General features: G+C 55.7%; 29 protein-coding genes. 25 read left to right on the plus strand and 4 right to left on the minus strand.

All coding sequences use genetic code 11. From position 1 onward, the window contains the following. The 7 genes from rplU (at nt 1) to pheA (ending at nt 4,519) form a co-directional block, all read left to right on the plus strand. Nucleotides 1–309 carry a 50S ribosomal protein L21 gene (gene rplU / locus JCR24_RS01420; protein WP_011232086.1) on the plus strand — a complete coding sequence of 103 codons (309 nt, stop codon included), beginning with the start codon at nt 1–3 and terminating at the stop codon, nt 307–309. Between the two features lie 2 nt (nt 310–311). After that, nucleotides 312–641 (plus strand): ribosomal-processing cysteine protease Prp, encoded by a 330-nt coding sequence (locus JCR24_RS01425; protein WP_011232085.1) that lies wholly within the window; start codon nt 312–314, stop codon nt 639–641. A gap of 15 nt (nt 642–656) precedes the next feature. Beyond that, nucleotides 657–947 carry a 50S ribosomal protein L27 gene (gene rpmA, locus JCR24_RS01430; RefSeq protein ID WP_011232084.1) on the plus strand — a complete coding sequence of 97 codons (291 nt, stop codon included), beginning with the start codon at nt 657–659 and terminating at the stop codon, nt 945–947. A 171-nt stretch (nt 948–1,118) separates the two neighbouring features. Next, complete coding sequence (locus JCR24_RS01435; RefSeq protein WP_011232083.1) at nt 1,119–1,667, plus strand: sporulation initiation phosphotransferase B; 549 nt, start codon at nt 1,119–1,121, stop codon at nt 1,665–1,667. A gap of 223 nt (nt 1,668–1,890) precedes the next feature. Further along, complete coding sequence (obgE, locus tag JCR24_RS01440; RefSeq protein ID WP_011232082.1) at nt 1,891–3,189, plus strand: GTPase ObgE; 1,299 nt, start codon at nt 1,891–1,893, stop codon at nt 3,187–3,189. Between the two features lie 16 nt (nt 3,190–3,205). Continuing rightward, complete coding sequence (locus tag JCR24_RS01445; protein WP_011232081.1) at nt 3,206–3,649, plus strand: ACT domain-containing protein; 444 nt, start codon at nt 3,206–3,208, stop codon at nt 3,647–3,649. A 21-nt stretch (nt 3,650–3,670) separates the two neighbouring features. Beyond that, on the plus strand, nt 3,671–4,519 hold the full coding sequence (gene pheA, locus JCR24_RS01450) for a prephenate dehydratase (RefSeq protein WP_011232080.1): 849 nt from the start codon (nt 3,671–3,673) through the stop codon (nt 4,517–4,519). Nucleotides 4,520–4,627: 108 nt separating this feature from the next. Here pheA and JCR24_RS01455 read toward each other — a convergent pair whose 3' ends face one another. Together JCR24_RS01455 and JCR24_RS01460 are read right to left on the minus strand one after the other, a co-directional pair. Continuing rightward, complete coding sequence (locus JCR24_RS01455) at nt 4,628–5,167, minus strand: transcription repressor NadR (RefSeq protein ID WP_013144620.1); 540 nt, start codon at nt 5,165–5,167, stop codon at nt 4,628–4,630. A 15-nt stretch (nt 5,168–5,182) separates the two neighbouring features. Further along, nucleotides 5,183–6,307 (minus strand): IscS subfamily cysteine desulfurase, encoded by a 1,125-nt coding sequence (locus JCR24_RS01460; protein ID WP_238979955.1) that lies wholly within the window; start codon nt 6,305–6,307, stop codon nt 5,183–5,185. 70 nt (nt 6,308–6,377) lie between these two features. Between JCR24_RS01460 and nadB the strand changes: the two genes are divergently transcribed. The 15 genes from nadB to yajC all read left to right on the plus strand — a co-directional run bounded on the left by nadB (nt 6,378) and on the right by yajC (nt 20,279). After that, nucleotides 6,378–7,970, plus strand: a complete 1,593-nt coding sequence (gene nadB, locus JCR24_RS01465) for an L-aspartate oxidase (RefSeq protein ID WP_238979956.1) — start codon at nt 6,378–6,380, stop codon at nt 7,968–7,970. Between the two features lie 28 nt (nt 7,971–7,998). After that, the gene (gene nadC, locus JCR24_RS01470; RefSeq protein WP_238979957.1) at nt 7,999–8,829 is read left to right on the plus strand and encodes a carboxylating nicotinate-nucleotide diphosphorylase; all 831 of its coding nucleotides are present in this window, start codon (nt 7,999–8,001) and stop codon (nt 8,827–8,829) included. Between the two features lie 14 nt (nt 8,830–8,843). Then, nucleotides 8,844–9,947: a quinolinate synthase NadA gene (gene nadA, locus JCR24_RS01475; RefSeq protein WP_238979958.1), complete on the plus strand. Its 1,104-nt coding sequence runs from the start codon at nt 8,844–8,846 to the stop codon at nt 9,945–9,947. A 158-nt stretch (nt 9,948–10,105) separates the two neighbouring features. Continuing rightward, nucleotides 10,106–11,725: a SafA/ExsA family spore coat assembly protein gene (gene safA, locus JCR24_RS17515; protein WP_238979959.1), complete on the plus strand. Its 1,620-nt coding sequence runs from the start codon at nt 10,106–10,108 to the stop codon at nt 11,723–11,725. After that, the gene (locus tag JCR24_RS01485; RefSeq protein WP_011232073.1) at nt 11,709–12,653 is read left to right on the plus strand and encodes a phosphotransferase; all 945 of its coding nucleotides are present in this window, start codon (nt 11,709–11,711) and stop codon (nt 12,651–12,653) included. Before safA ends, JCR24_RS01485 begins: the two co-directional genes overlap by 17 nt. A gap of 34 nt (nt 12,654–12,687) precedes the next feature. Then, entirely contained in the window at nt 12,688–13,428 is a 741-nt protein-coding gene (gene nadE / locus JCR24_RS01490; protein ID WP_011232072.1) for an NAD(+) synthase, read from the plus strand. Nucleotides 13,429–13,543: 115 nt separating this feature from the next. Next, a complete protein-coding gene (locus JCR24_RS01495; protein ID WP_011232071.1) occupies nt 13,544–14,278 on the plus strand; it encodes a YhcN/YlaJ family sporulation lipoprotein in 735 nt (244 codons plus the stop codon). Nucleotides 14,279–14,416: 138 nt separating this feature from the next. Next, complete coding sequence (locus JCR24_RS01500) at nt 14,417–15,157, plus strand: YebC/PmpR family DNA-binding transcriptional regulator (protein WP_014196414.1); 741 nt, start codon at nt 14,417–14,419, stop codon at nt 15,155–15,157. A gap of 227 nt (nt 15,158–15,384) precedes the next feature. Then, nucleotides 15,385–15,861: an intercompartmental signaling factor BofC gene (locus JCR24_RS01505; protein WP_011232069.1), complete on the plus strand. Its 477-nt coding sequence runs from the start codon at nt 15,385–15,387 to the stop codon at nt 15,859–15,861. 103 nt (nt 15,862–15,964) lie between these two features. After that, nucleotides 15,965–16,549 carry a Holliday junction branch migration protein RuvA gene (gene ruvA / locus JCR24_RS01510; RefSeq protein WP_011232068.1) on the plus strand — a complete coding sequence of 195 codons (585 nt, stop codon included), beginning with the start codon at nt 15,965–15,967 and terminating at the stop codon, nt 16,547–16,549. A gap of 25 nt (nt 16,550–16,574) precedes the next feature. Next, entirely contained in the window at nt 16,575–17,576 is a 1,002-nt protein-coding gene (gene ruvB, locus JCR24_RS01515; RefSeq protein ID WP_021321863.1) for a Holliday junction branch migration DNA helicase RuvB, read from the plus strand. Continuing rightward, nucleotides 17,573–17,779: a DUF2905 domain-containing protein gene (locus tag JCR24_RS01520; protein ID WP_013524224.1), complete on the plus strand. Its 207-nt coding sequence runs from the start codon at nt 17,573–17,575 to the stop codon at nt 17,777–17,779. The genes ruvB and JCR24_RS01520 overlap by 4 nt, the downstream gene beginning before the upstream one ends. Before the next feature lie 15 nt (nt 17,780–17,794). Next, nucleotides 17,795–18,823, plus strand: coding sequence for a tRNA preQ1(34) S-adenosylmethionine ribosyltransferase-isomerase QueA (queA, locus tag JCR24_RS01525; protein ID WP_013524223.1), 1,029 nt, complete (start codon nt 17,795–17,797; stop codon nt 18,821–18,823). Between the two features lie 17 nt (nt 18,824–18,840). Then, entirely contained in the window at nt 18,841–19,983 is a 1,143-nt protein-coding gene (tgt, locus tag JCR24_RS01530; RefSeq protein ID WP_013144633.1) for a tRNA guanosine(34) transglycosylase Tgt, read from the plus strand. A 23-nt stretch (nt 19,984–20,006) separates the two neighbouring features. Further along, nucleotides 20,007–20,279, plus strand: coding sequence for a preprotein translocase subunit YajC (yajC, locus tag JCR24_RS01535; RefSeq protein WP_023633728.1), 273 nt, complete (start codon nt 20,007–20,009; stop codon nt 20,277–20,279). 163 nt (nt 20,280–20,442) lie between these two features. On the opposite strand, the gene JCR24_RS01540 is transcribed toward yajC, so the two are convergent. Next, entirely contained in the window at nt 20,443–20,826 is a 384-nt protein-coding gene (locus JCR24_RS01540; RefSeq protein ID WP_033006360.1) for a TIGR04086 family membrane protein, read from the minus strand. Nucleotides 20,827–20,892: 66 nt separating this feature from the next. Beyond that, on the minus strand, nt 20,893–22,455 hold the full coding sequence (spoVB, locus tag JCR24_RS01545; protein ID WP_013524219.1) for a stage V sporulation protein B: 1,563 nt from the start codon (nt 22,453–22,455) through the stop codon (nt 20,893–20,895). A 111-nt stretch (nt 22,456–22,566) separates the two neighbouring features. Here spoVB and JCR24_RS01550 point away from each other — a divergent pair, with 111 nt between their 5' ends. From JCR24_RS01550 to JCR24_RS01560, 3 genes are all read left to right on the plus strand, one after another. Continuing rightward, nucleotides 22,567–22,854 (plus strand): post-transcriptional regulator, encoded by a 288-nt coding sequence (locus JCR24_RS01550; protein WP_013524218.1) that lies wholly within the window; start codon nt 22,567–22,569, stop codon nt 22,852–22,854. A 112-nt stretch (nt 22,855–22,966) separates the two neighbouring features. Further along, nucleotides 22,967–25,219 (plus strand): protein translocase subunit SecDF, encoded by a 2,253-nt coding sequence (gene secDF / locus JCR24_RS01555; RefSeq protein ID WP_238979960.1) that lies wholly within the window; start codon nt 22,967–22,969, stop codon nt 25,217–25,219. A 137-nt stretch (nt 25,220–25,356) separates the two neighbouring features. Next, nucleotides 25,357–26,265 (plus strand): cation diffusion facilitator family transporter, encoded by a 909-nt coding sequence (locus JCR24_RS01560; RefSeq protein WP_238979961.1) that lies wholly within the window; start codon nt 25,357–25,359, stop codon nt 26,263–26,265. Nucleotides 26,266–26,317 lie beyond the last annotated feature (52 nt).

Here is a 26,317-nt window from a genome sequence, read left to right on the forward strand (position 1 = left end):
ATGTACGCAATTATCGAAACTGGCGGCAAACAATTGAAAGTCGAAGAAGGCCAAGAAATTTACATCGAAAAATTGGATGCGAATGAAGGCGATACGGTCACGTTTGACAAAGTGCTGTTCGTCGGCGGGGAAACGGTGAAAATCGGCAACCCGACAGTCGAAGGCGCAACCGTGACGGCGAGAGTGCAAAAACACGGCCGACAAAAGAAAATCATCGTCTTCAAATATAAAGCGAAAAAGAACTATCGCCGCAAACAAGGCCACCGTCAGCCGTACACGAAAGTCGTCATCGAAAAAATCAACGCGTAAAGATGATCCGCGTCACGATTGAACGGGAAGCGGACGGCCGCATCCGCGCGTTTACGATGGAAGGGCACGCCCATTTTGCGAAACGCGGGCAAGACATTGTATGCGCCGGCGCTTCGGCGGTCTCGTTCGGCACGATCAACGCCATCGAGACACTTATTGGCGTAAGCCCGCATGTTTCGCTCGGCAAAGACGGCGGCTACCTCCGCTGCGAGCTTCCGGAGCTGGAAGAAGCGGCGGCAGAGAAAGTACAGTTGTTGTTGGAAGCGATGGTCGTTTCGCTAAAGACGATCGAACGCGATTACGGAACATTTATCCGCGTGACATCCATCTAGCGGGAGGTGACTGCCATGCTGAGACTTGACCTGCAATTTTTTGCTTCGAAAAAAGGGGTCGGTTCGACGAAAAACGGCCGCGACTCGATCGCGAAACGTCTTGGCGCAAAACGGGCTGACGGTCAATTCGTCACCAGCGGTTCGATTTTGTACCGTCAACGCGGAACGAAAGTCCATCCGGGCTTGAACGTCGGCCGCGGCGGCGACGATACGCTGTATGCGAAAATCGACGGCATCGTACGCTTCGAGCGGCTCGGCCGCGACCGCAAACGCGTCAGCGTCTACCCGGTCAGCCAAGAAGCGTAATCGATGTGGAAAAAACTCTAACCGTTCGGTTAGAGTTTTTTCTTTTTGGCGTAGAAAAATCGTTCCTGTTCAATGTCAAAAAATGTTATAGTAAAAGTACATGCCTCCCCCATGGAGGCGGAAGTCCAAGCGAGGCAGGGAGCCTACGCTTAGTGGATAGGGGAGCGTCGGATGGAGAAGCGATGGACTGTCGTTGAGGTGATGCGCCATGCCCGCCATGACTGGCTGAACAAAATTCAGCTCATCAAAGGGCATTTGGCGCTTAATAAAATCGAACGGGTGCAGGAAATCATTGAAGACATGATCGGCGAGATGCATCAGGAAACACGGTTGACGAATTTGAAGGCCGAGCGGTTCGCCGAGCTTATCATGACCTATAACTGGGAGCCGCGCCCGCTCGTTCTTGAGTATGAAATCATGGACGGCAAAGCGGATTGGTCGCAGTACGATGAACAGCTGGCTGAATGGTGCCGCAAATTTTTTCGCCTGCTCGAAGCGCAATCCGATGAGCGGACAGAAAACCATTTATGTTTGTCCATTGAGCTGTCCGACCGACGGGCGGCGCTGTTTTTGGATTACCGCGGCACGTTTAGGGACGGCGAAACCATTCGCGCTTGGCTTGAGCGCTGCGAACCATCACCGCCGCTTCGGCTCGCGTCGTTTGCCGTTGGCGAGGGCGAATTGACGGTGGAGCTTGAGCTTTTGTCGGCGGAATCTTGATCGTTGATTGGATGAAGGAGCACGGAAGAGTTCATGGAGTGCGGACGGATCGATCCAATCGGACCGGAAAGCGGCGGATGGGCTTGAACCGCCCGCCAGCCCGCAGACGGCCGGTGCTTGCGTACATATTGACATCATGGAATCGACTCTGTATACAATAATAAGTATTAGTCATACTCATTTCGCCATGATACCATGATGGAAGCGAATCGGAGGAACAGCCATGTTTGTTGATCAGGTGAAAATTTATGTGAAAGGCGGGGACGGCGGAAACGGCATGGTCGCGTTCCGCCGGGAAAAATACGTCCCAAAAGGCGGGCCGGCCGGCGGAGACGGCGGCAAAGGCGGCGATGTCGTCTTTGTCGTTGATGAAGGGCTGCGGACGTTGATGGATTTCCGCTACCAGCGCCATTTTAAAGCGCCGCGCGGCGAAAACGGCATGTCGAAAAACCAGCATGGCAAAAATGCGGAAGACTTGATTGTCAAAGTGCCGCCAGGCACCGTTGTCATCGATGCGGATACGAACGAAGTGCTCGCCGATTTGACCGAGGCGGGGCAGCGGTTTGTCGTCGCCAAAGGCGGGCGCGGCGGGCGCGGCAACACCCGATTTGCGACGGCGTCCAACCCAGCGCCGGAAATTGCGGAAAACGGCGAACCGGGCGAAGAGCGCAACATCATTTTAGAGCTGAAGCTTCTCGCTGACGTCGGGCTGGTCGGGTTTCCAAGCGTCGGCAAATCGACGCTGCTGTCGGTTGTCTCCGCAGCCCGTCCGAAAATCGCCGAGTACCATTTTACGACGCTCGTTCCGAACTTGGGCGTTGTCGAAACGGAAGACGGGCGCAGTTTTGTGATGGCCGACTTGCCGGGATTGATTGAAGGGGCCCATCAAGGGGTCGGGCTCGGGCATCAGTTTTTGCGCCATATTGAACGGACGCGTGTCATCGTCCATGTCATCGACATGGCGGCGGTCGAAGGGCGCGATCCGTACAACGATTATCTCGTCATCAACGAAGAGCTGAAACAGTACAATTTGCGCTTGACCGAGCGGCCGCAAATTGTTGCCGCCAATAAAATGGATATGCCGAACGCCGAAGAAAATTTGCGCCGCTTCAAAGAGAAAGTCGGCGATGCGGTGCCGGTCTTTCCGATTTCTGCAGCGACAAGACAAGGAGTGCGCGAGCTGTTGTTTGCCATCGCCGACCTGTTGGAAACGACGCCGGAATTCCCGCTTCATGAACGGGAAGATCCGGCCGTGCAGCGCGTCGTGTACAAATATGAAAAAGAGGAGCCGCCGTTTACGATCACCCGCGCCAGCGACGGAGCATTCATTTTGGCGGGCGACAAAATTGAAAAGTTGTTTAAGATGACGGATTTCTCGCGCGAAGAATCGGTGCGCCGCTTCGCCCGCCAGCTTAAGGCGATGGGGGTGGATGATGCGCTGCGCGAGCGCGGCGCGAAAGACGGAGACACGATCCGGTTGCTTGATTACGAGTTCGAGTTTGTCGACGACTGGGATGAATAGAGCGGGGGAAGGTGCGGTGGAGAAAAAATTTTATTTGGTGCGCGAAGACGTCCTGCCGGAAGCGATGAAGAAAGTCGTGCTCGCTAAACAGCTGCTTGAGCGGAAAAAAGCCGCCTCGGTCGCCGAGGCGGCGCAGCTCGCCAACATCAGCCGCGGTGTGTTTTACAAATACCGCGATGCCATTTTTCCGTTCCAAGCGGTGACGAAAGAAAACATCGTCACGCTCTTTTTCCATTTAGAAGACCGCTCCGGAACGTTGTCACAGCTGCTTGGCGTTGTGGCGGCGGCCGGCTGCAACGTGCTGACCATCCATCAAACGATTCCGCTTCAAGGGAGGGCGAACGTGACGCTGTCGGTCAGCACAAACGATATGAACGAGGAGATTGATGAGCTCCTCGCTAAGCTCAAACAGCTCGAATTTGTCGAAAAAGTGGAAATTGTCGGTTCGGGAGTGTATTAAAGCAAGGGAGAGGCAAACGAGATGAAAATCGGTTATTTAGGACCGAAGGCGACGTTCACCGAAGCGGCGGCTGCTCTTCTTTTTCCGTCGCAGCCGCGGGAGCCGTATGACACGATTCCCGATTGCATTGACGCCGCGGCGGCCGGAGAGATTGAAGCGGCCGTGGTGCCGCTCGAGAACGCCTTGGAAGGATCGGTCAATTTGACACTCGACTATTTAATTCACGAACAGCCGTTGCCGATCATCGGCGAAATCGTTGTGCCGATCGAGCAACATTTGATGGTGCACCCATATTTCACCCCTCATTGGCGCGAAGTGAAAGAAGTGTATTCCCACTCGCACGCCATTGCCCAATGCCGGAAGTTTTTGCATACGGTGCTGAAAGGGGCGAAGCAAGTGCCGATGACGTCAACGAGCGCCGCCGCGAAATTTGTGAGCGAGCATCCGCACTTGCCGGCGGCGGCGATCGCCAACCGGCTGGCGGCGGAAAAATACGGGCTAGTGATCGTGCAGGAAAACGTCCACGATTACGATTACAACCATACGCGCTTTATTGTCGTCAGCCGGCGCAAAGAGCCGCTTTCGCCTGCTTCGCCTCTTTATGCTGGCGACAAGACGACCGTGGTCGTCATGCTGCCGCAAGACCGTCCGGGCGCACTCCATCAAGTGTTATCAGCGTTTGCCTGGCGGCGGCTCAACTTGACGAAAATCGAATCGCGCCCAGCGAAAACGGGCCTTGGAAATTATTTCTTTATTATTGACATCGACGCGCCGATGGATGACGTCCTCATCCCGGGGGCGATCGCGGAAATTGAGGCGCTCGGCTGCACAGTGCAGCTGTTGGGCAGCTATCCATATTATTTTGCTTGATACAGACAAAAACACGCGGGCGGTCTGCTGCCGTCCGCCTGTTCCTTTTTAGACGGCCCGCCGCGCAGTATTCCGCAGGGAATGAACCGATGTTCGGCCAGGTCCAGTTTACGCTTCGATGAGAAAGCCGGCTTGTTTCAAGGCGCGGCAGGCGGCGTCAAGCTTCACTGGTGAATCGGCTTCCAGCGTATGCAAATGGGTTCCGTCCGTCAGCTGCAACAAATACGACGATTTTGTCGCCTCGATTTTGGCGATGAATTGGTCGACTTCTAGGCGGTTGCTCACCATGATCGAAGCGGTTAAATCGCCGTAAACCGGATGCTCGATTTTGACGTCCTTGACTGTCACGCCGCAATCCACGAGCAAATACAACTCTTCTTTCGTCTGTTCTGGCGTATGGAAGCAGGCGACCGTCCTCGTGTACGTTTTGGCCGGTTCAGCCGGCTTTAAATACAAATAGCCTTGGCTTGTGGCGATGATTGGTTCGTTGCGCGCCTTTAACAGTGAAATGTCTTGGACGATCACTTGGCGGCTGACGTTCGTTTTCGCTGCCAGCTCAGCCCCCGTGAGCGGCGCTTCGCTTTCTTTCAACCATTGCAAAATGAGCTGGCGCCGCCTTTCCCCTAAAATTTTCTTTTCCTCTTTCACCTGCCATTCCTCCTTTCATGCCGATGTAAGTCGCTCCAATGTGGAAACGAACTGGTCGATCTCCGCTTCGGTCGTGGCCGCGCCCAATGAGACGCGGATGAATTGCTTCGCTTCTTCAGGCGTTTTCCCGACGGCGAGCATCGTCCGCGACGGCGCTTGCAGCCCGACTTGGCAGGCGCTGCCGGTGGAAATGGCGATGCCGGCGCGGTTGCATTCAAGCATCACAAGCTGCCCTTCGTACCCAGCGACGGACAAACCGATAATATGGGCAAGACGGAAATCGGGATGGCCTTCCACCGCCACGGGCAGCTGTTTGGCGGCGATGGCGTGAAGCAACCGATTCCGCAGTCGTTCCAAACGCGACTGTTCGTCCGCCATTCGTCGATGGAGCTGCTGCGCGGCCGTAATGAAGGCGGCAATACCCGGTACGTTGACCGTTCCCGGCCGAAAGCCTGATTCGTGCGTCGCTCCCGGGAATACCGGCTTCCAATGCCGGCGCGGGTTGATGTACACAGCGCCGACTCCTTTGGGGCCGTACACTTTATGGGCGGAAACCGATAGGCTGTCCAACCCGATCGCTTGAACATCTAGCTGTATTTTAGCAAAAGTTTGCACGCAGTCGCTATGAAAAAGGATGCCGTGCGCCCGCAGGAGGCGTCCAATGTCGGTGAGCGGCTGAATCGTGCCGATCTCTGAGTTGGCATGCTGAATGGAAACGAGAACGGTCTGCGGCGTGATGGCGCGTTCCAAATCGGCCAGCCGAATGCGCCCGAATCGGTCAACGGGCAAATACGTGACCGTATATCCTTCTGTTTCCAACTGTTTGAACAGATGATGGAGCGAGGCATGCTCGATTTCAGTCGTGATCAGGTGGTTTCCCTTATGCCGGTAGGCGGCGGCCAGCGAACGGACCGCAAGAACATTCGCTTCCGTTCCGCCGCTTGTGAAATAGATTCCTTCCGCTTCTCCGTTGATCATGGCGGCGAGTTCGCGCCGGCATAAGGCAAGCAGTTGTTTCGCTTTCGTTCCGATGTCATGCAGGCTGCTTTCGTTGCCAAAGTAAACGGAAGCCGCTTCAGCGTAAGCGGCGATCGCCTCTTGGCACATTGGCGTTGTTGCCGCGTAATCCAAATAAATCATATTCTCCCCGCCTTTGCATCATTTTTTTCGCTAAACCTCTTGTCATTAGTTTAAATATGTGTAAATATATATGTCAAGACAGGTGAAAAGAAAGGGGCGTCCGAGAGTGAAGGAAGGTGGCGTCATTATTGTTGGGAGTGGGCTGGCTGCTTTAACGGTCGCCGATCATTTGTCGCAACATGAACATGTGATCATTTTCACGAAAAAGCGCCGCACCGACAGCAATTCATGGCGGGCGCAAGGAGGGGTGGCCGCGGCGCTGGCAGAGAGCGACGATTGGCGCGCTCATTTCCGCGATACGATGGCCGCCGGATGCTTTCATAATGATGAACGAATGGTCGAACGGCTCGTCCGTGAAGGACCGAGGCGGCTGCAAGAATGGATCAACGCCGGCATGGCGTTTGATCAGGACGAACGCGGCCGGCTTTGTTTCGGTCTTGAAGGCGGGCATAGCTGCCGCCGAATTTTGCACGCCGGCGGCGATCAGACGGGCAAGGCGCTCGTTTCGTTTTTGCTTGAGCGGCTCGAGGGACGCGTATGGATGGAAGAAGGCGAGCAGGTGATCGATTTGCTTGTGGAAGAAGGGCGTTGCGTCGGGGTGAAAACGAAGCGGGAAGACGGTTCGGTCTCCATTTGGCCGGCGTCGGCCGTCGTGTTGGCGACCGGGGGATGCGCGGGATTGTACACGGTGACGTCCAACGCGCCGACGGCGACCGGCGACGGCATTGCCATGGCGTACCGCGCCGGCGCGGCGGTCGCGGATATGGAGTTTATCCAATTTCACCCGACGATGCTCGTTGCCGGCGGAAAAGCGGTCGGGCTCGTCTCGGAAGCGGTGCGCGGCGAAGGGGCGGTGCTTGAAACGGAAGACGGACGGCCGTTGATGGACGGCATCCATCCGCTTGGCGATCTTGCGCCGCGCGATGTGGTCGCCCGGGCGATTGCAGCGGAGCAAGACCGAGGCGGCCGCGTCTATTTGAATATTTCCTGCGTGTCTCACTTCCGCCGCCGCTTTCCGACGATCGCCGCGCTATGTGAGGACTATGGCGTCGACCTTGAAGCCGGCCGCCTTCCGGTTGCGCCGGGCGCCCATTTTTTAATGGGCGGCATTGTTGTCAACGAGTGGGGGCAGACGACGTTGCCGGGCTTGTACGCCGTCGGGGAAGCGGCGTGCACCGGTGTGCACGGTGCCAATCGTCTTGCGAGCAACTCGCTGCTTGAAGCGATCGTCTTTGGATCCCGGGCAGCCTGCGCCATCCGCCGCCGTGCCGCGTGGCCGAAAACGATGCGGCAGGCGGCCCCGTCACATCCGCGCCGTTCGTTTGCGCCGCGGCTGCCCGGGCGGGCGTTGATTCGCGAACAGCTGTCAACGTTTGTCGGCATCGTCCGTGACGGCGATCGGCTTCGCAAAGCGGTCGACTGGTTGGAACAGTTTTCATTGCCGGATTGGCTGGATGGCGACCTTGAACGATTGTCAGCAGAGGAGATTGAAACAGGATATATGCTGCTAGTGGGCTGGCTTGTCGCCTCATCAGCGCTTGGGCGCACGGAAAGCCGCGGCGGTCATTACCGGAGCGATTTTCCGCGTGAACGCCCGGAGTGGCGGGGACGGCGCCTTGTGCGAACGAAAGAAGAGTGGGCCCGCCTTGGGGCTAGGCGGTAAAGCGGCAAAGAAAACGGAGGGATGAAAGATGAACCGGTTGAAGCTCGAACAACTGCTGCGACAGTTTTTTCTTGAAGATATTGGCGATGGCGATGTGACGAGCGAGATGATTTTTCCGGCTCATGAACGGGCATCAGGCATGTTTATGGCCAAAGCGGACGGGGTGGTGGCCGGCGTCGGCATTATTGCGGCGGGCTATCAGTTGCTGGATCCACGCGTCGAAGTAACCATCATGAAACAGGACGGCGAACGGGTCCAAGCGGGTGAAACGATCGCCGCCGTGTCCGGGCCGGTCGGGCCGCTGTTGTCCGGCGAGCGCGTCATTCTAAACTTGCTGCAGCGGTTAAGCGGCATTGCCACCGTGACGCGGCAGGCCGTTGACTTGATTGGCCAAAGCCACACGCGCATTTGTGACACAAGGAAAACGACGCCGGGGCTGCGCATGCTTGAAAAATATGCCGTCACATGCGGCGGCGGCTACAACCACCGCTTCGGCCTGTACGACGGCGTTATGATTAAAGATAATCATATCGCCTTTTGTGGATCGATTGCCCGCGCTGTCAAAATGGTGCGGGAGCGGCTTGGGCATATGGTGAAAATCGAAGTAGAGACGGAAACGGAAGACGAAGTGCTCGAGGCGGTCGAAGCCGGGGCGGACGTCATTATGTTTGACAACCGGACGCCGGATGAAGTGCGGGCGTTCGTCCGGCTTGTGCCGAAGCCGATCATCACGGAAGCATCGGGAGGAATTACGCTCGCGAATGTGGCGGCGTACGGCGCGACCGGAGTCGACTACATTTCGCTCGGATGTTTAACCCATTCCGCCCCGGCGCTCGATATGAGTTTCAATTTGCGATAATGGAGGGGAGAACCGTGAACGTCCTTGAACAGTTGAAACGGCTGGATGAGATGCCCAAACGGTATAAAACGATGGAACGAAGCGAGCTCGAAGCACGCGCCCGCGCGGTGAAAGAACGGTTCGGACGGCGTCTTTTCATCCCGGGCCATCACTATCAAAAGGATGAAGTCATTCAGTTCGCCGACGCGACTGGCGATTCGCTTCAGCTTGCCCAACTCGCGGCAAAAAACAGCGAGGCGGAATATATTGTGTTTTGCGGCGTCCATTTTATGGCAGAAACCGCCGATATTTTAACGAGCGACAGCCAAACGGTCATTTTGCCGGATTTGCGCGCCGGCTGTTCAATGGCCGATATGGCCGATATTTTTCAAGTCGAGCGGGCATGGGGGGCGCTTACTGAGCGGTTTGGCGAGACGATCGTACCGCTTGTGTACGTCAATTCGACCGCGGCGATTAAAGCGTTTGTCGGCCGCCATGGCGGAGCGACCGTCACCTCGTCGAACGCGAAAAAGATGATGGCTTGGGCGTTTTCACGGAATGAACGGATTTTCTTTTTGCCGGATCAGCATTTAGGGAGAAATACGGCCTATGCGCTCGGCATCCGTCTTGACGAGATGGCGGTGTGGGATCCGCATGAGGAGACGCTCCAAGGGGCGGACGATCTTGACAAGGTGAAAGTCATTCTTTGGAAAGGACATTGCTCCGTGCATGAAAACTTCACCGTGCGACAAATCGAGCATATTCGACGGATGAAGCCGGGAATCCATGTCATCGTCCATCCGGAATGCAGCTGGGAGGTCGTCCAGCAAGCAGACTACGCCGGTTCGACAAAATACATTATTGAAACGATCCGCAATGCTCCACCCGGCACCCAGTGGGCGATTGGAACGGAAATGAATTTGGTGAACCGGCTGAAGCATGAACATCCAGACAAAGAAATCGTTTCTCTCAATCCATATATGTGCCCGTGTTTAACGATGAATCGAATTGATTTGCCGCATTTCGTCTGGGCGCTCGAATCGCTTGAGCAAGGAGCGATCGTCAATCGCATCACCGTTCCGAAAGACATCGCCGCAGAGGCAAAAGAGGCGCTCGACCGCATGCTTTCGCTTGCCTAGCTTTTTCCCTGGCTTGACGAGGAGGGATCCTCGTTCGGTCAGGGATTTTTTTATCATAAATCAACGATCATCGTCATACATTGTGTTGAAAGACGATAACGGGAAACAAGCATCGGTTCGATCGAGCGTAAACAGTCTCGGTTTAGGAGGGGAATGGAGTGAAAATCCATATTGTCCAAAAGGGCGACACCCTTTGGAAAATCGCCCAAAAATATGGAGTGGATTTTGAACAATTGAAAAAAATAAATGGGCATTTGAGCGACCCGAATATGATTATGCCTGGAATGAAAATCAAAGTGCCGACAGCAGGGGTGCCGGTCAAAAAAGAGACGAAGGCGCCTGTGTCACCCAAAAAAATGCACGTAAAAGAGCACCCGTACGCGGAGGCGAAACCGTTCGTCTCATTCCACATTGATACCGAGCTTGACACTGCTGTCGCCCCTGCTCCGGAAGGCGAGGCAGCGGTAAACGAACCGGCGGGTGAGGCGCCGAAAGCAGTGGTAAAGAAAACGCCCAAAGCAGTCGTAAAGGAAACACCGAAAGCGCCGGAGAAGAAGGCGGAGAATGTGCCAGTGAATGAAGCGCCAAACGTGCCGGTGAACGAAATGCCAAATGTATCAGTGAATGAAACGCCAAACGTGCCGGTGAACGAAATGCCAAATGTATCAGTGAATGAAACGCCAAATGTGCCCATCAATGAAGCGCCAAAGGCCGTCGAGAAGGAAGCGCCAAAAGCGGCACCAAAAGCAGTGGTGAATGAAGCGCCGAACGTACCGGTGAACGAAACGCCGAATGCGCCCATCAATGAAGCGCCAAAGGCACCGGCGGGTGAGGCGCCGAAAGCGGCGATGAACGAAACGCCAAAGGCTGTCGAGAAAAAAGCGCCAAAAGCAACGGCACAAGAAGCACCAAAAACGCCGAAAGCGGAGGCAAAAGAAGGGGCAAAAGCGAAAGGCGCCTCTGTGCCGCCGCTTGTGCATACGATTCCGCCGGTGGCCCCGCCTCCTCAACTTTCGTTCGCTCAATCGCTGGCCAACGTGCCGCCGATTCCGCCGAAGCCGAGCAATATTTTGCCCAACATGATGAAAGAGGAGGACAATGAAAGCCCAGCTGAATGGAAAGGGGAACCGGCGGCTGAGAGCGAAGACGCGCCGCCGCTGCCGAACATTCCATACGTTCCTGTCGCCCCGCCGACGATCCCAATATTTGGCACTGACCAAGGATGTACGCCAGTGCCGCCAGTTTGGCCGGGGAGCGGTTTTTACGCGCCGCCGCTGCCGATCATGCCGACGTCCTATCCGCCATCGTCTGCGCCGTCGGCCGTTGGGAAAAGCGGTGAAAGTCCGGAAAACGGTTCGGCGCCGTTTCCCGGCATTCACGAAAGCAGCAGTGAATCATTAGAGCCGCCGTTTTCTGGGCCTGGGGTTGCCGCCCCGTTTGTCCCGTCCGCAGGGGGCGTTCTCCCGCCGCCCGGCGCTGCAACGCCAGTTTATGCGCCGCCTGCGGCGCACCCCTCGCCTGTCGGCTATCCGCCTTTTGGGTATGCACCGGCCTATGCGCCGCCCCCGTACTATTATGGAGGGTACGCCCTGCCGGCTCCATACGGATATGCGCCGCAGTCAGCGCCGCCGCTTCCGTGGCCAGGCGTCGTTTATCCGACAAGTCCAGCGGGATACTCGCCGCCATCCTACCCGCCATCATCCGCCCCGCCGGTCGCCGGCCCCCGTTTGTTTAGCGAACCGCCGGATGAGGAGAGCGGGCATGGCGAGGAACAATAACCAAGTGAAAAGAGACGCCGCCGGCCGTCTCTTTTTTCTTCTTGACCGCCAATATCGGCTTGTTATTCAACAAGTTGTGGCATTGAAACCGCATGTCTTAGCCATTGCCGCCCGGCAAGGAATGTTTGTCGCCAAAGCGTATCGCTTTCCTGTTGCGGCCGCGCGGCACGCCTGGCTTCTTGCCGCATTAAGGAAGACCGGTTTTTCCGCCGCGCCGGCCCCTATGCCGATCGGGCGCGGAGGAGTGGTTGAAGCCGGCGGATGCTATTGGCTGCTGACGGAATATGTAGCCGGAGCGCGTCCAATCTCGTTTGCCGCTTGGGCTGACGCCGCTGACGGACTTCATTTGCTCGAACGTTACCATACCATAACGGCAAACATCGCCAGCAGCAAGCAGGAGGCGATGGGGCTGCCGCGTGCGCAGCTGTATGACAAATGGCGGCGCCGCTATGAGGAGTTTTGCCGACATTTGCCTGTTGTTGAAACGATCATGGACAAAGAAGACATTTTATTTACGCTGCGCTGGGCGGATTACTGTCTATCAACGTGTCGCGAGCATGCTCCAGAGTTGACGGCGGATTCTGCTGCCATCATTCATGGTGATGTCGCCTCCCATAATTTTTTGCGCACCACAACCGGCCAGATGTACCTCATCGACTATGACGCGGCCGCTCTTGCCTCGCCCGGGCTTGACTATTGCCAATACGCCAATCGCCTCTTGCCGTATATCGGTTGGTCATATTCAACACTCGCCCGTTTCGCTCCGCTTCGCCGTTGGTTGGAAAAACGCTGGTTTTTGCATGCGCTCTTATTTCCGGCTGATGTGTTTCGCGAATGGCGGTCAGCCGCCGCGCGCCGCCGCCCTCTTGTGTTTGACCGCAAGCGTAGAGAACGGTTTGTCCGCCGCCTTTATGCTATGCTACAATGAGAAATGGAATCTTTGGAAAAGGAGTCGAGGGCGGATGCAAGAAAAAATTGACAAACTCGTGCAATGGTTGCGTGACCAAGTCTCATCAGCCGGTTTAAACGGGGCGGTCGTCGGCATCAGCGGCGGCATCGACTCGGCGGTTGTCGCCCATTTGATTAAGCGTGCCTTTCCGGACGATTCGCTGGGGCTGATTATGCCTTGCAAAAGCAATCCGAAAGATATGGAAGATGCGCTGAAAGTGGTGAAAAGCTGCGGCATCCGGCATTTGGTCATCGATTTGACCGAGGCGCACCGGACGTTGTTTGGCGCGGTCGAGGCCGAGCTGAAAGCCATCGGGGAATGGAGCGAAGAGCGCGCGCGCCTCGGCGATGCGAATACAAGGGCGCGTTTGCGCATGACGACGTTGTATGCGGTCGCCAACAATTACGGCTATCTCGTCGTCGGTACGGACAACGCCGCCGAATGGCATACGGGCTACTTTACGAAATACGGTGACGGTGGAGTCGATTTAGTGCCGCTCATTCACTTTACAAAAGGCGAAGTGCGCGAAATGGGCCGTCTGCTCGGCGTCCCGGAAGAAATTATCAAGAAAGCTCCAAGCGCCGGACTGTGGGAAGGGCAGACGGATGAAAGCGAAATGGGCACGACGTATGAAATGATCGATAAATATTTAAAAGGGGAAGATATTCCAGAACGCGATCGGAAAATTATTGAACGGCTTCATGAACGTTCGCATCATAAACGGCAGTTGGCGATTGCGCCGCCGAAGTTTTAGCTGTCATCTCGTTGGGTTGAACTGACAGCGATAAACCCCCCGCGTTTGCCGCAAGCTAAACGTAAGGCTGGCTTCATGCCAGCCTTGGGCGAAGGAAACCAAGGGGGGTTTTCCATTGAGATACGCGGTCAGATGGATCGGCGCGTTGTCGGTCGCCGGATTGCTCGCCTCATGCACCAACTACCGGGCGAATGAGGAAGGGGCGCAACGTTATCATGATGCGGCGAGACCGATCGGTTTTTACTCGACGGAGCGAGGCGACGATTTCCGCTATGGCCGATACGGGACGAATGCGCTCAATTATGACAACCGTTATATATGGGCGCGCCGCGGTCCGGTCACCGATTATTTGACGGACGGCGGCCGCCTCGGAGGACCAGCAGCGACCCGGTTTGACACGGACGTTCCGGCTCTTCCGCCCGACGTCGATTTCGGTGACAGTGATTACAACTACCATGGGCATTTGCACTCGCTAAACGTCGATCCGCACCCGTCGTACTACCGAAGCTATGCCGGCGGTTTGGCTGAGAAGCTCTCCCGCCGCGCCGCAGCGGTGAACGGAGTCGACGATGCCCGCGCGGTTGTGTATGGCGATCAGGCGCTCATCGCGATTGCCACAGACGCCCGCCATCCCAAGCGGCTTGAGAAGCGTGTCGAGCAAGCGGTCGCTCCGTACGCGGACGGCAAGCGGGTGCGCGTCACCTCGAATCCGAGCATGTACCACCGCATTCGCACGATTGACAACGCGCTTCGACGCGGGACTCCAATCAATATGGAAGAAATCCGCCGTGATTTGCGCACCATTTTTATCGATGGCACGATTCAAGAACGGCCGGAAAACACTCGGTGACAAACGAAAAAGGCGTCCCAAAAAAGCGGGGCGCCTTTTTTCATGGCTGCTCCTTCGCTGGAGCTTGGCTGACAATTTCCGCGTTTTTTGCTATAGTAATAGTCGGAACATTCCGTTGCGATGAGAGGAGAACTGTCGATGGCTGGACATTCGAAGTGGAAAAATATCCAACGGCGGAAAAATGCTCAAGATGCCAAACGCGGCAAACTGTTCATGAAACTGGCGAAGGAAATTTATGTGGCCGCCAAAAGCGGCGGAGGCGATCCAGCGTCCAATCCGAGCCTGCGCCTTGTCATTGAGAAGGCGAAAGCGGCCAACATGCCGAGCGAAAACATTGAACGGGCGATTAAAAAAGCAACTGGAACCCAAGAACATACCAACTATGAGGAAATTCGCTACGAAGGATATGGACCAGGCGGCGTTGCCGTCATGGTCGTTTGCCTGACGGATAATAAAAACCGCACCGCCGCCAACGTGCGTGCGGCGTTTTCGAAAAACGGCGGCAATTTAGGGGAAACGGGCTGCGTCTCCTATTTGTTCGAGCGCAAAGGGCTGCTCGTGATTGACCGCGAACAGCACAACGTTGATGAGGATGAATTGCTGCTGTTGGCCATTGAAGCGGGCGCCGAGGAGATGGAAACAACGGACGAATCGTTCGAAATTTATACAGCGCCCGAATCGTTTGAAACGGTGAAAGACGAGCTGGAACAGCAAGGATTCACGTTTGCCAGCGCGGAAATTACGATGATTCCGCAAACGTATACGACGCTTGAGGGCGACGATTTGAAAAAAATGCTGAAGTTGATCGATACGCTTGAAGATGATGATGACGTCCAAGAAGTGTACCATAATTTGGACGAATCGGTGCTTGAGGAGTAGCGACGTCCGTCGGCGAAGCCGGCGGATTTTTTTGTACATACGTTCGAAGGTCGTGGAACATAATGGAATATGATGATCGAGCGCCGTTGGCTCGAATCCCCGCCCCACTTTTTGGATCGGCGGCAGCTTGCTTGGCAAAAAAGCTGATGGATCAAGGAATAAAATGGCGTCCGCTGGTGAAACTAGTGGCGTAAAGGAACCATCATCCGAGAAGAGAGGAACAAACGATGCGAATTCTTTCCCTCATACTGTGGATCGCCGCCATCGTGTTGCCGGTTCATTCGGCCTCCGCCGCACCGGTTAAGATGACGATTGTGCTCGAGCGGCAATACTTGGACGGAGAGATGAGCGAAGAGAAAGTCACCGAAACCGTCGATTCGATGACAGAAATATGGAAAAAATATCGCGGTTGGCAACTCGTGACGCTCGATGATCAGACGATCGTGTTTCGCAAAACCATCAACGACATTTCGCCGTTGTTAAAAACAAACGGCTACTTCGGAATTACGGACGATGGCACGTTGTCTATCTTCAACGGCAAACCGGGCCGGTCGAGCGAAATCATCCAGTCGTTTTTCCAAATCGACGTGCAAAAGCTCGAAAGCCGTCAGCAAGAAAAGCTGAAGAAAGGAATTCGCGTCCTCTCGAAAGAGCGGTATGAACAAGTGATCGAAATGTACCGCCATTTTGCGGTCGTCCAATAAACCAAGCGAAAGCCCGTGGTGCAAAGCGCATCGCGGGATTTCTTTTTGCTATAATGAAATCATATGATACAATGAAAGGACGAAAAAAGGAGAGGAGCATCCATTGATCGAGTTTATCCGTGGGTATGTCGATTACGTCTGCCCGGAATATATCGTCATCGACCATAACGGCATCGGCTACGAGATCTTTACGCCGAACCCGTTTGCGTTTCAGGAAAGCCGCGAGGCGGCGGTGACCGTCTATACATACGAATATGTACGCGAAGGTGTGCACGCCTTGTACGGGTTCCCAACGCGCGAGGAGCGCAACTTGTTCGCCAAGCTGCTGCAAGTGTCGGGCATCGGGCCGAAAGGCGGCCTCGCCATTTTGGCGGCCGGGCGTCCGGATGAACTGGCGCGGGCCATCGAGGAAGAAAACGAGGCGTTTTTATGCAAGTTTCCAGGCGTGGGCAAAAAGACGGCCCGGCAAATGATTTTGGATTTAAAAGGGAAGCTCGGGGCGCTTGCGGCGCCGGCGGCTGCACGTTCGGCCGCACCGCTTTCCGGTGCGCTCGCCGAGGCGGTGGCGGCGCTCAAGGCGCTCGGCTACGCTGAACGGGAGATCGAGAAAATCATTCCGGCGCTCCGCGAAGAAGCGATGTCGACGGAACAGTATGTGAAGCGGGCGCTGGCGCTGCTTTTGGGATAAACAGCGGCCAAAGGGAGGAATGACGGTGGAGGAACGGCTTGTATCCGGGGAGGTCTTAGGGGAAGAAACTGCGCTTGAACCGAGTTTGCGCCCGCAATATTTGCATGAATATATCGGGCAAGATAAGATCAAAGAAAACTTAAAAGTGTTCATTGAAGCGGCCAAGCTCCGCGAAGAGACGCTCGACCATGTGTTGCTGTACGGACCGCCGGGGCTTGGGAAAACGACGCTCGCCGTGATCATCGCCAATGAAATGGGCGTCAAGCTGCGAGCGACATCTGGACCGGCGCTCGAGCGGCCGGGAGATTTGGCGGCGCTTCTCACTTCGCTTGAGCCGGGGGATGTGCTCTTTATTGATGAGATCCACCGGCTGCCGCGGGCGGTGGAAGAGGTGCTCTATCCGGCGATGGAAGATTATTGCTTAGATATCGCGATCGGCAAAGGGCCGGATGCGCGCACGCTTCGCCTCGACTTGCCGCCATTTACGCTCGTCGGGGCGACGACGAGAGCCGGGGCGCTGTCGGCGCCGCTTCGCGACCGGTTTGGTGTCATCAGCCGGCTCGAATACTATCACGTCGACCAACTCGCCCAAATCATTGAGCGGGCGGCGGCCATCTTGCAAATCGGCATCGAGCGCGAAGCGGCGCTTGAGCTTGCCCGTCGGGCGCGCGGCACGCCGCGCATCGCCAACCGTTTGCTGCGGCGCGTCCGCGATTTTGCGCAAGTGCGCGGAGAGGGGGGAATTACGCTGCCGCTTGCTGTCGAGGCGCTCGAGCGGCTGCAAGTCGACCGGCTCGGGCTCGACCAAATCGACCATAAGCTGCTTTCAGCGATGATTGAAAAATTCGCCGGCGGCCCGGTCGGGCTCGAAACGCTGGCGGCCGTCATCGGCGAAGAAGCACAAACGATTGAAGAAGTGTATGAGCCGTACTTGATGCAGATCGGTCTCTTGCAGCGTACGCCGCGCGGGCGCGTCGTCACGCCGGCTGCGTACACCCATTTAGGAATGGAGGTTCCGAAGCGGTGAACAGCTTGCCAAAGTTGATCATGACGATCGGCGTTGTGCTCATCATTGTCGGGTTTGTCATGCAGTTTGTCAAACTCGGCCGCTTGCCGGGGGATATCGTCATCCGCAAAGGGAATATGACGTTTTATTTTCCCGTTGTGACATCCATCTTGCTGAGCGTTGTGTTATCGTTGATTTTTTACGTGCTCGGACGATTTCGCTGAAGGAAGGAGAACTGCATGAAAGTCGATTTGTTTGATTTTCATTTGCCGGAAGAGTTGATTGCGCAAACGCCGCTTCCAGACCGGGCGGCATCAAGGCTCATGGTGCTCGATAAACGAACGGGCGCCATTCGCCATGAAACGTTTCGCAACATTATTTCGTACTTGAATCCGGGCGACTGCCTCGTTTTAAACGATACGCGCGTCATGCCGGCGCGGCTTTACGGCGAAAAAGAGGAAACGGGCGGAACGGTCGAAGTGCTGCTGTTAAAGCAATTGGACGGCGACCGTTGGGAGACGCTCGTCAAGCCGGGAAAACGAGTCAAGCCAGGAACGAAACTCACCTTTGGCGGGGGGAAGCTTGAAGCCGTCTGCCTCGATACGCTGGAACACGGCGGGCGAGTGCTTGAGTTTTCGTATGACGGCCTGTTTTATGAAGTATTGGCCGAACTTGGGGAGATGCCGCTGCCCCCGTACATTAAAGAAAAGCTTGACGACCCGGAACGGTATCAGACGGTGTACGCCCGTGAAATTGGTTCGGCAGCGGCGCCAACCGCCGGTTTGCATTTCACCGAAGAGCTGCTTGACGCCATTCGCGAAAAAGGGGTGCATATCGTCTTCATCACCCTTCATGTCGGGCTTGGCACGTTTCGGCCGGTGCAAGTGGACGAAGTCGAGAAGCACGATATGCACGCCGAATTTTATCAAATGAGCGAGGAAACGGCCGAGACGTTAAACCGCGTCCGGGAGCAGGGCGGCCGCATCATCGCCGTCGGCACGACGTCGACACGGACGCTCGAGACGATCGCCGGCAAACATAACGGCCGATTTGTTGCAGAAAGCGGCTGGACCGACATTTTCATCTATCCGGGCTATGAGTTCAAAGGGATTGATGGGCTGGTGACGAACTTCCACCTGCCGAAATCGACGCTCATCATGCTCGTGAGTGCGCTCGCCGGGCGCGAAAATATTTTGCACGCGTATCAAGTAGCGGTCAAAGAGCGATACCGCTTTTTCAGCTTCGGTGATGCGATGCTCATCATTTGAGAAAGGAGACGAGCACGTTGACGACACCGATTCGCTTTGAACTGATCAAAACGTGCCGGCAGACGGGCGCGCGCCTTGGCATCCTCCATACGCCGCACGGCTCGTTTGAAACGCCGATGTTTATGCCGGTTGGGACGCTCGCCACGGTCAAGACGCTGTCGCCGGAAGAGCTGAAGGAAATGGGGGCCGGCGTCATTTTAAGCAACACCTATCATCTTTGGCTGCGCCCGGGGCATGACATTGTCGCGGAAGCGGGCGGGTTGCATGCGTTTATGAATTGGGATCGAGGCATTTTGACGGATTCCGGCGGCTTCCAAGTGTTCAGCCTCAGCGAATTCCGCCGCATCGAGGAAGAAGGCGTCTATTTCCGCAACCATTTAAACGGCGATAAGCTGTTTTTATCGCCGGAAAAAGCAGTCGAAATTCAAAATGCGCTTGGCGCCGACATCATCATGGCGTTTGATGAGTGCCCGCCGTATCCGGCGACGTATGAATACATGAAACAGTCCATCGAGCGGACGAGCCGTTGGGCGGAGCGCTGCTTGAAGGCGCACCGCCGCCCGAATGAGCAAGGGCTGTTTGGCATCGTCCAAGGCGGCGAGTATGAGGAGTTGCGCCGGCAGAGCGCCCGCGATTTAGTGTCGCTCGATTTCCCGGGCTATGCGGTCGGCGGGTTGTCGGTCGGCGAGCCGAAAGAGGTCATGAATCGGGTGCTCGAGTTTACAACGCCGCTTCTGCCGGCGGACAAGCCCCGCTATTTAATGGGCGTCGGTTCGCCGGATTCGCTCATCGACGGAGCGATCCGCGGCATCGACATGTTCGATTGCGTGTTGCCGACGCGCATCGGCCGCAACGGGACGGTGATGACGAGCGAAGGACGGGTGGTGATCAAAAATGCCCAGTACGCTCGCGACTTCTCGCCGCTCGATCCGAACTGCGACTGCTACACGTGCCGGAACTATACGCGCGCGTACATCCGCCATCTCATCAAATGTGATGAAACATTTGGCATCCGCCTCACGTCTTACCATAACGTCTATTTTTTGATAAAATTGATGGAGCAGGTGAGACAAGCGATCCGCGAAGATCGACTCGCCGATTTCCGTGAGGAATTTTTCGAACGCTACGGCTTCAACAAGCCGAATGCAAAAAACTTTTGACGACCGGAAAGGAGGGGGATTGCATGAACGCAGCGATCGCCAATTTGTTGCCGATTGTGCTGTTTTTTGTGATTTTCTACTTTTTGCTCATTCGCCCGCAACAAAAACGGCAACGCGCCATCCAGCAAATGCAGGCGAATTTGAAAAAAGGCGATAAAATCATCACGATCGGTGGATTGCACGGCATCATCGACTCGGTCGATGAGGACAAAATCATCGTTCGCGCCGGCGACGGCACGCGACTGACGTTCGACCGCTCCGCGGTGAGAGAAGTGGTGGCGGAAAGCAAGGCGTAGCGAAAGCGCGGCCATCGGCGTCTAAGCTTGAGCGCCGATTTGAACGGCGGTGTGAAAAGCGCGAGCGAGACGCAATCTCGTTTCTTACCATCGCGCTCTCCATCACAAAAGGTGTCCCGTTTGCTTTGAGGACACCTTTTGCTTTTGCGCTGGTTTGTCGTTTTTACGTCCGTTCATAGCGCGACGATGACAAATTGACCCCGACGATGCCGCCTAAGGAAGCAGCGGCGAAAAAGGCAAGGTGGTACAGCCATTGTTCGACGGTAAACGATTTTTCCATGCCAAGAAATTGAAACAAAAAGATGATCGCCGTAAATAAGAGGCCGGTCAGCCCGCCGGCGAGCCATCCTTTTTCTTGGCTTTTTCCGCCGGCGACAACGCCGCCGATAAACAGCGAGACAACCGAGGCGGCAAACACGATCCAGGTGAGCGACGATTCGTGAATGTCCGTCCATTTGAGCAACAACGAAAAAATGAAGCTGACGAGCGCCGCCAACACAAAAACTGTGGCGATTCCATACACCAGTGCGCTGCCAAGCCGTGACACCGCGATCCCTCCTTGGCCCAAACGCTTTTTACCACAATATATTCACCGCCGGACAGGTTTAGACGTTTATTTTCGCTTGTTTTTGCCGGCCAGCCAGTGCAGCCCCGGAAGGTAGACGAGCTCTTCGCGCCGGATGAGCCGGAACAGAACGAGGCAGGCGGCATATAGGGCGGCTGTCGCGGCCATGGCAAGCAGCGTCCAAAGCGGTGCGGGCACCGCCAAAAGCGGATGGCGGGAGAGCGCATAGCCGATTGCGCCCGCAGCGATGATGGCGCCAAGCGCTTTGATGTACTCGCGCGCATCGATGGAAAAAGACACCGTCTTGACGACCGTGGCAAAGTGAAGCAACGTCACAAGAACGGTGCTGACTGCAGTCGCCAGCGCCGCGCCCATAATGCCCAAACTTGGACGGGAAGCAAGGACGAAGATGCACACGAGCTTCACCACTGCTCCGATCAAGCTGTTCGTCATGGCGGCGTTCGCCAAGTCCAGTCCTTGCAAGACCGCCTGCAGCGGGCCTTGGAAATAATACAATAAGAAAAACGGCGCCATCACTTGAATAAAGATCGCGGCTTCACTTGTGCCGTACATCCAGCGCATGAGCGGCTCGGCGAACAAGTAAAGAACGACGGTGGAAAGGCCGCCGGTGACAAGCGACAAGCGCATCGCCTGGGCGATCCGGTATTCGACCAAAAGCAGCTTGCGTTGCGCCATGGCTTCGCTGATGGCCGGCACCAGGGCGGTCGAAAGCGCGTACGTAATAAACGACGGCAACGTCAACAACGGCAGCGCGTAGCCGACAAGCTGTCCGTATTGCCTTGTGGCAGTGGAGGCGGCGATGCCGGCCAATGCCAAGCTGTTGGCGACGACGATTGGCTCAAAAAACCAAGAAAGCGAGCCGATCAAACGGCCGCCGGTCGTCGGCAAGGCAATGCGCATGAGGCGGACGAACGTCTCTTTGCCGGCTTGGACGTAGTGAAAAAACTTTGTCCGCAGGCGAATCGATTTTTTAACCTTAAATAAAAACAGCAAATACAATAATGCTGCCAGCTCGCCGAGAACGGAAGACGCCATGGCGCCGGCGGCGGCATACTCGACGCCGTACGGCAAAAGCGGCTGTGTGCATAAGGCGATCAAGCTGATGCGAACGATTTGTTCCATCAAGAGCGAGTAGGCGTACGGTTTCATTTGCTGGCGTCCTTGAAAGTAGCCGCGCAGCACCGAAGAGATGGCGACGATCGGCACAATTGGAGCGATGGCAAGAAGCGGATAGTACGTGCGCGGGTCGGTGAACATCGTCCGGGAGAGCCATGGCGCAGCAGCGATCAACGCCGGCAGAAGCACGATGCTTAGCGCGCCGGTGGTGGCCAGCGACACGACGAGAATTTGTTTCACCCGCTGCCGGTCGCCGGCCGCCTCTGCTTCGGCGACGAGTTTGGAAATGGCGACCGGCAGCCCGATCTGCGTCGCGGTAATCGCTAAAACGAGCGTCGGCACGGCCATCATGTACAGCCCGACTCCTTCATCGCCGATCATGCGGGCGACGACAATTCGGTTGATGAAGCCGAGAATTTTCGTAATAAAGCCAGCGGCGATTAAAATGACCGTACCTTGTAAAAATTTAGACATTTTCTCCCCCTGCCTTCTCAAATGCCTCCGTCTTTTATACAATATATGCAAGGCCCATGGCCAAGCATGACAAGATTGGCAGGCGGCAATGGATACAAGGGGGTATGGGGGATGGATGAAAACCGGAAGCTGCGCGAACAGCTCATGCCGGCGCTCGAGTCGAAGTGCGATGAGTTTCGTCTTCTCGGCTATACGCAAGTGACGATGGACGGGCTGTGGGAATGTTTATGTTCCCGCAAGTGGAAGCATCGGCCGGCGGAAAAAAAACTGCATGAGTTGGTCAGCGACATTTTCTCTCTTTCGCCGAGCGAGTATATGATGTTTTTGACGATGCGTTCGTATAAGCAGCAGGCGGCCGGCGATGATGAGTTGGAGCGGGTTTTAAAGGAATTGTTATAGTGGAAAATTGACACTTGCCGGCTGCTGTTTCATAATGGAAGGCGAGGCCAATGTTTTGCTTGGCGCTGCGGCGGACGGCGCCGAGGCAAGTTGAAGGAGGATCTTAAGGAGAATGGTAAAACGAAGCCGCATCGTCGCCTTTTTTCTGCTCCTGCTTTTGTTCGCCGGAGTGATGGGGCCGACGATTCAAGGAATTGTACATAACATCAAACTGGGCCTTGACTTGCAAGGCGGTTTTGAAGTGCTGTATGAAGTGAAGCCGGCCAAAAAAGGCGATAAGATTGACCAAGAGACGCTGCAAAGCACCGTCAGCGCGCTGAATAAACGGATCAACGTCCTTGGCGTCAGCGAGCCGCGCGTTGACATCGAGGGAGGAAACCGCATCCGCGTCCAGCTCGCCGGGGTGAAAGACCAAAATGAGGCGCGCGAAATTTTGTCCACGCAGGCGAAATTGACGTTCCGCGATGTCAATGACAACGTGCTTATGGATGGAAGCGACCTCGTCCAAGGCGGAGCGAAGCTGTCGTTTGATGAAAACGGCCGGCCGAGCGTCGCTCTGAAATTGAAAGACGCCGACAAGTTCCGCCAGGTGACGGAAAAAGTATATAAAATGGGGCCGCCAAACAACATTTTAGTCATTTGGCTCGATTTTAAAGAAGGGGTGGACTCCTACCGGAAAGAAGCGGGCAAAGCTGATCCGAAATTTATTTCCGCCGCTTCAGTCAACCAAGTGTTCAATCAGACGGATGTGTCGATCGTCGGCAATTTTACGGTCAAAGAAGCGCAACAGCTGGCCGATTTGCTCAATGCCGGCGCGCTGCCGGTCGAGCTGCATGAAATTTACTCCACGTCCGTCGGCGCTCAGTTTGGGAAAAACGCCCTGCAAAAAACGGTGTTGGCCGGCATCATCGGTGTGGCGGCGATCTTCTTGTTCATGATTTGGTTTTACCGGCTTCCCGGGATCATCGCCGTCATTACGCTGTCGGTATACATTTATTTGATTTTGCTTTTGTTTGATTGGATGAACGTCGTGATGACGCTGCCGGGCATTGCCGCCCTGATTTTGGGGGTTGGGATGGCGGTCGATGCCAACATTATTACGTACGAACGGATCAAAGAGGAGCTGAAGCTCGGCAAGTCGATGCTGTCGGCGTTCCGTGCTGGCAACCGCGGGTCGTTTGCGACGATTTTTGACGCCAACCTTACGACGATCATCGCCGGCGCTGTTCTTTTTATTTACGGGACAAGCTCGGTGAAAGGGTTTGCGACGACGCTCATCATCAGCATCGTCGTCAGCTTTCTCACCGCCGTTTACGGCACACGGCTGTTGCTCGGACTGCTTGTGTCAAGCCGCTGGCTCGATAAAAAGCCGGAGTGGTTTGGCGTCAAAAAGTCGGAAATCTTAAACATTGCCGAAACGACCGAGGAAACGGAAGTGCCGACGAAGTTTGACCGCTGGGATTTTGTCAAACATAGCAAAAAGTTTTTCATTTTCTCTGGCGCATTGACGATCGCCGGCGTCATCTCGTTGTTTGCTCTGGGGCTGAATCTTGGCATTGACTTCACGAGCGGAACGCGCGTTGAGGTGACGAGCAGCCAGCCGATCGATGCGAAAGAGTTGAGCCGCTATTTCGAGCGGCTCGGCTACAAGCCGGAAGATGTCGTCCTGTCCGGCACGGATGGGAAAACAGGCGTCGTCCGCTTGATTGGCGTGCTCGATAAGCAAGAAATTGCCAAGCTGAAAAATGAATTGAAGCAAGCGTATGGCAACGAACCAAACATCAGCACCGTCTCTCCGGTCGTCGGCAAGCAACTGGCTCGCAATGCGCTCATTGCTGTGCTGATTTCCTCGATCGGCATCATTCTTTACGTGACGATCCGCTTTGAGTGGCGGATGGCGTTGGCGGCGATCGTCGCCCTGTTGCATGACGCCTTTTTCATTGTCACTGTGTTCAGCTTGACGCGTCTTGAAGTCGATTTGACATTCATCGCCGCGGTGCTGACGATCATCGGGTACTCGATCAACGATACGATCGTCACGTTTGACCGCATCCGGGATTTGATGAAAAAGCGGAAAGTGAAAACGGTTGACGACTTGAAGTATATCGTCAACCGGGCGTTGCAGCAAACATTTACGCGCTCGGTCAATACCGTATTGACCGTCTTGTTTACGGTCATCGCGTTGCTCATCTTTGGCAGCGAAGCGATCCGCAATTTCAACCTCGCCTTGCTCGTTGGACTTGTGTGCGGCGTCTATTCGTCGCTTTGCATCGCTTCTCAGCTTTGGGTCGTTTGGAAAGGACAGGAGCTCAAAAAAGGGAAAGGAGCCAAAAAAGCGGCGGCCGAGGCCGAACCGCAGGTGTAACAGCGCGCCGGAAAAGTGAATGTGCTTTTCCGGCGCCTTTTTTGTTCGGTGCAATGCTCGGGGCGGAAAATGGATACACTAACCGTCAGATGCAACATAGGCAGCGTGTGAGGCTGCTGAATGCAAAGGTGGGGGAGATGGCCATGGAACACGAACAGCGGTTCAGGCAGGCGAAAACAGCAGCGGTCGTCGGCATCGCCGGCAACATGGCGCTTGCTGCTGTCAAGGCGGCGGTCGGCGTGTGGAGCCAAAGCCAAGCGTTGATCGCTGATGCCGCCCATTCAGCGTCCGATGTTGCCGGCTCGTTCGCCGTTTGGGTCGGACTGCGGGCCGCTGCGCGCCCGCCGGATGAGGATCATCCGTACGGGCATGGGAAAGCGGAATCAATCGCCGCCATTATTGTGGCGGTTCTTCTATTTCTCGTTGGGATCGAGATCGGGCGCTCGGCGTTTCTGTCATTTTTCGCCCCACTGTCGCCGCCCGGGGCGGCCGCCATTTACGTCTTGTTGTTGTCGATTGCTGTCAAAGAAGCGATGTTTCGCTATAAATACCGGCTCGGGAAAAAGCTAAACAGCGATGCGCTGATCATCAACGCCTATGAGCACCGATCGGATGTGTTTTCGTCGTTTGCTGCGCTCATCGGCGTCGGCGCCGCCATTGTCGGTGGAAAATGGGAGATTGACTGGCTTGTATACGCCGACCCGCTCGCCGGATTGTTCGTCTCGCTGCTTGTTCTGAAAATGGCATGGGACCTTGGCCGACAGTCGGTCCATACGGCGATCGACCATGTGCTTCACGAGGAAGAGGCCGGCTATTTGCGCGAGGCGGTCTTGTCCATTCCCGATGTGCGGCAAATCAATGAGCTGCATGCGCGCGAGCACGGCCATTACGTCATCGTCGATTTGAAAATCGCCGTCGATCCGCGCTTGACGGTCGAAGAGGGGCACCGGATCGGAAAGAAAGTGAAAGAAAAACTGCTGACGCTGCCGCGCGTCCGCAATGTCATGGTTCACATCAACCCGTACAACCCGGAAAAAAAACCGTAATGTCGTTGCCTGCCCTTTTCTCCTTTTTGTATAATAAGGAGAGTTGAGGTGG

Source organism: Geobacillus sp. YHL (assembly GCF_022341265.1).
GTDB classification, from domain to species: domain Bacteria; phylum Bacillota; class Bacilli; order Bacillales; family Anoxybacillaceae; genus Geobacillus; species Geobacillus thermoleovorans.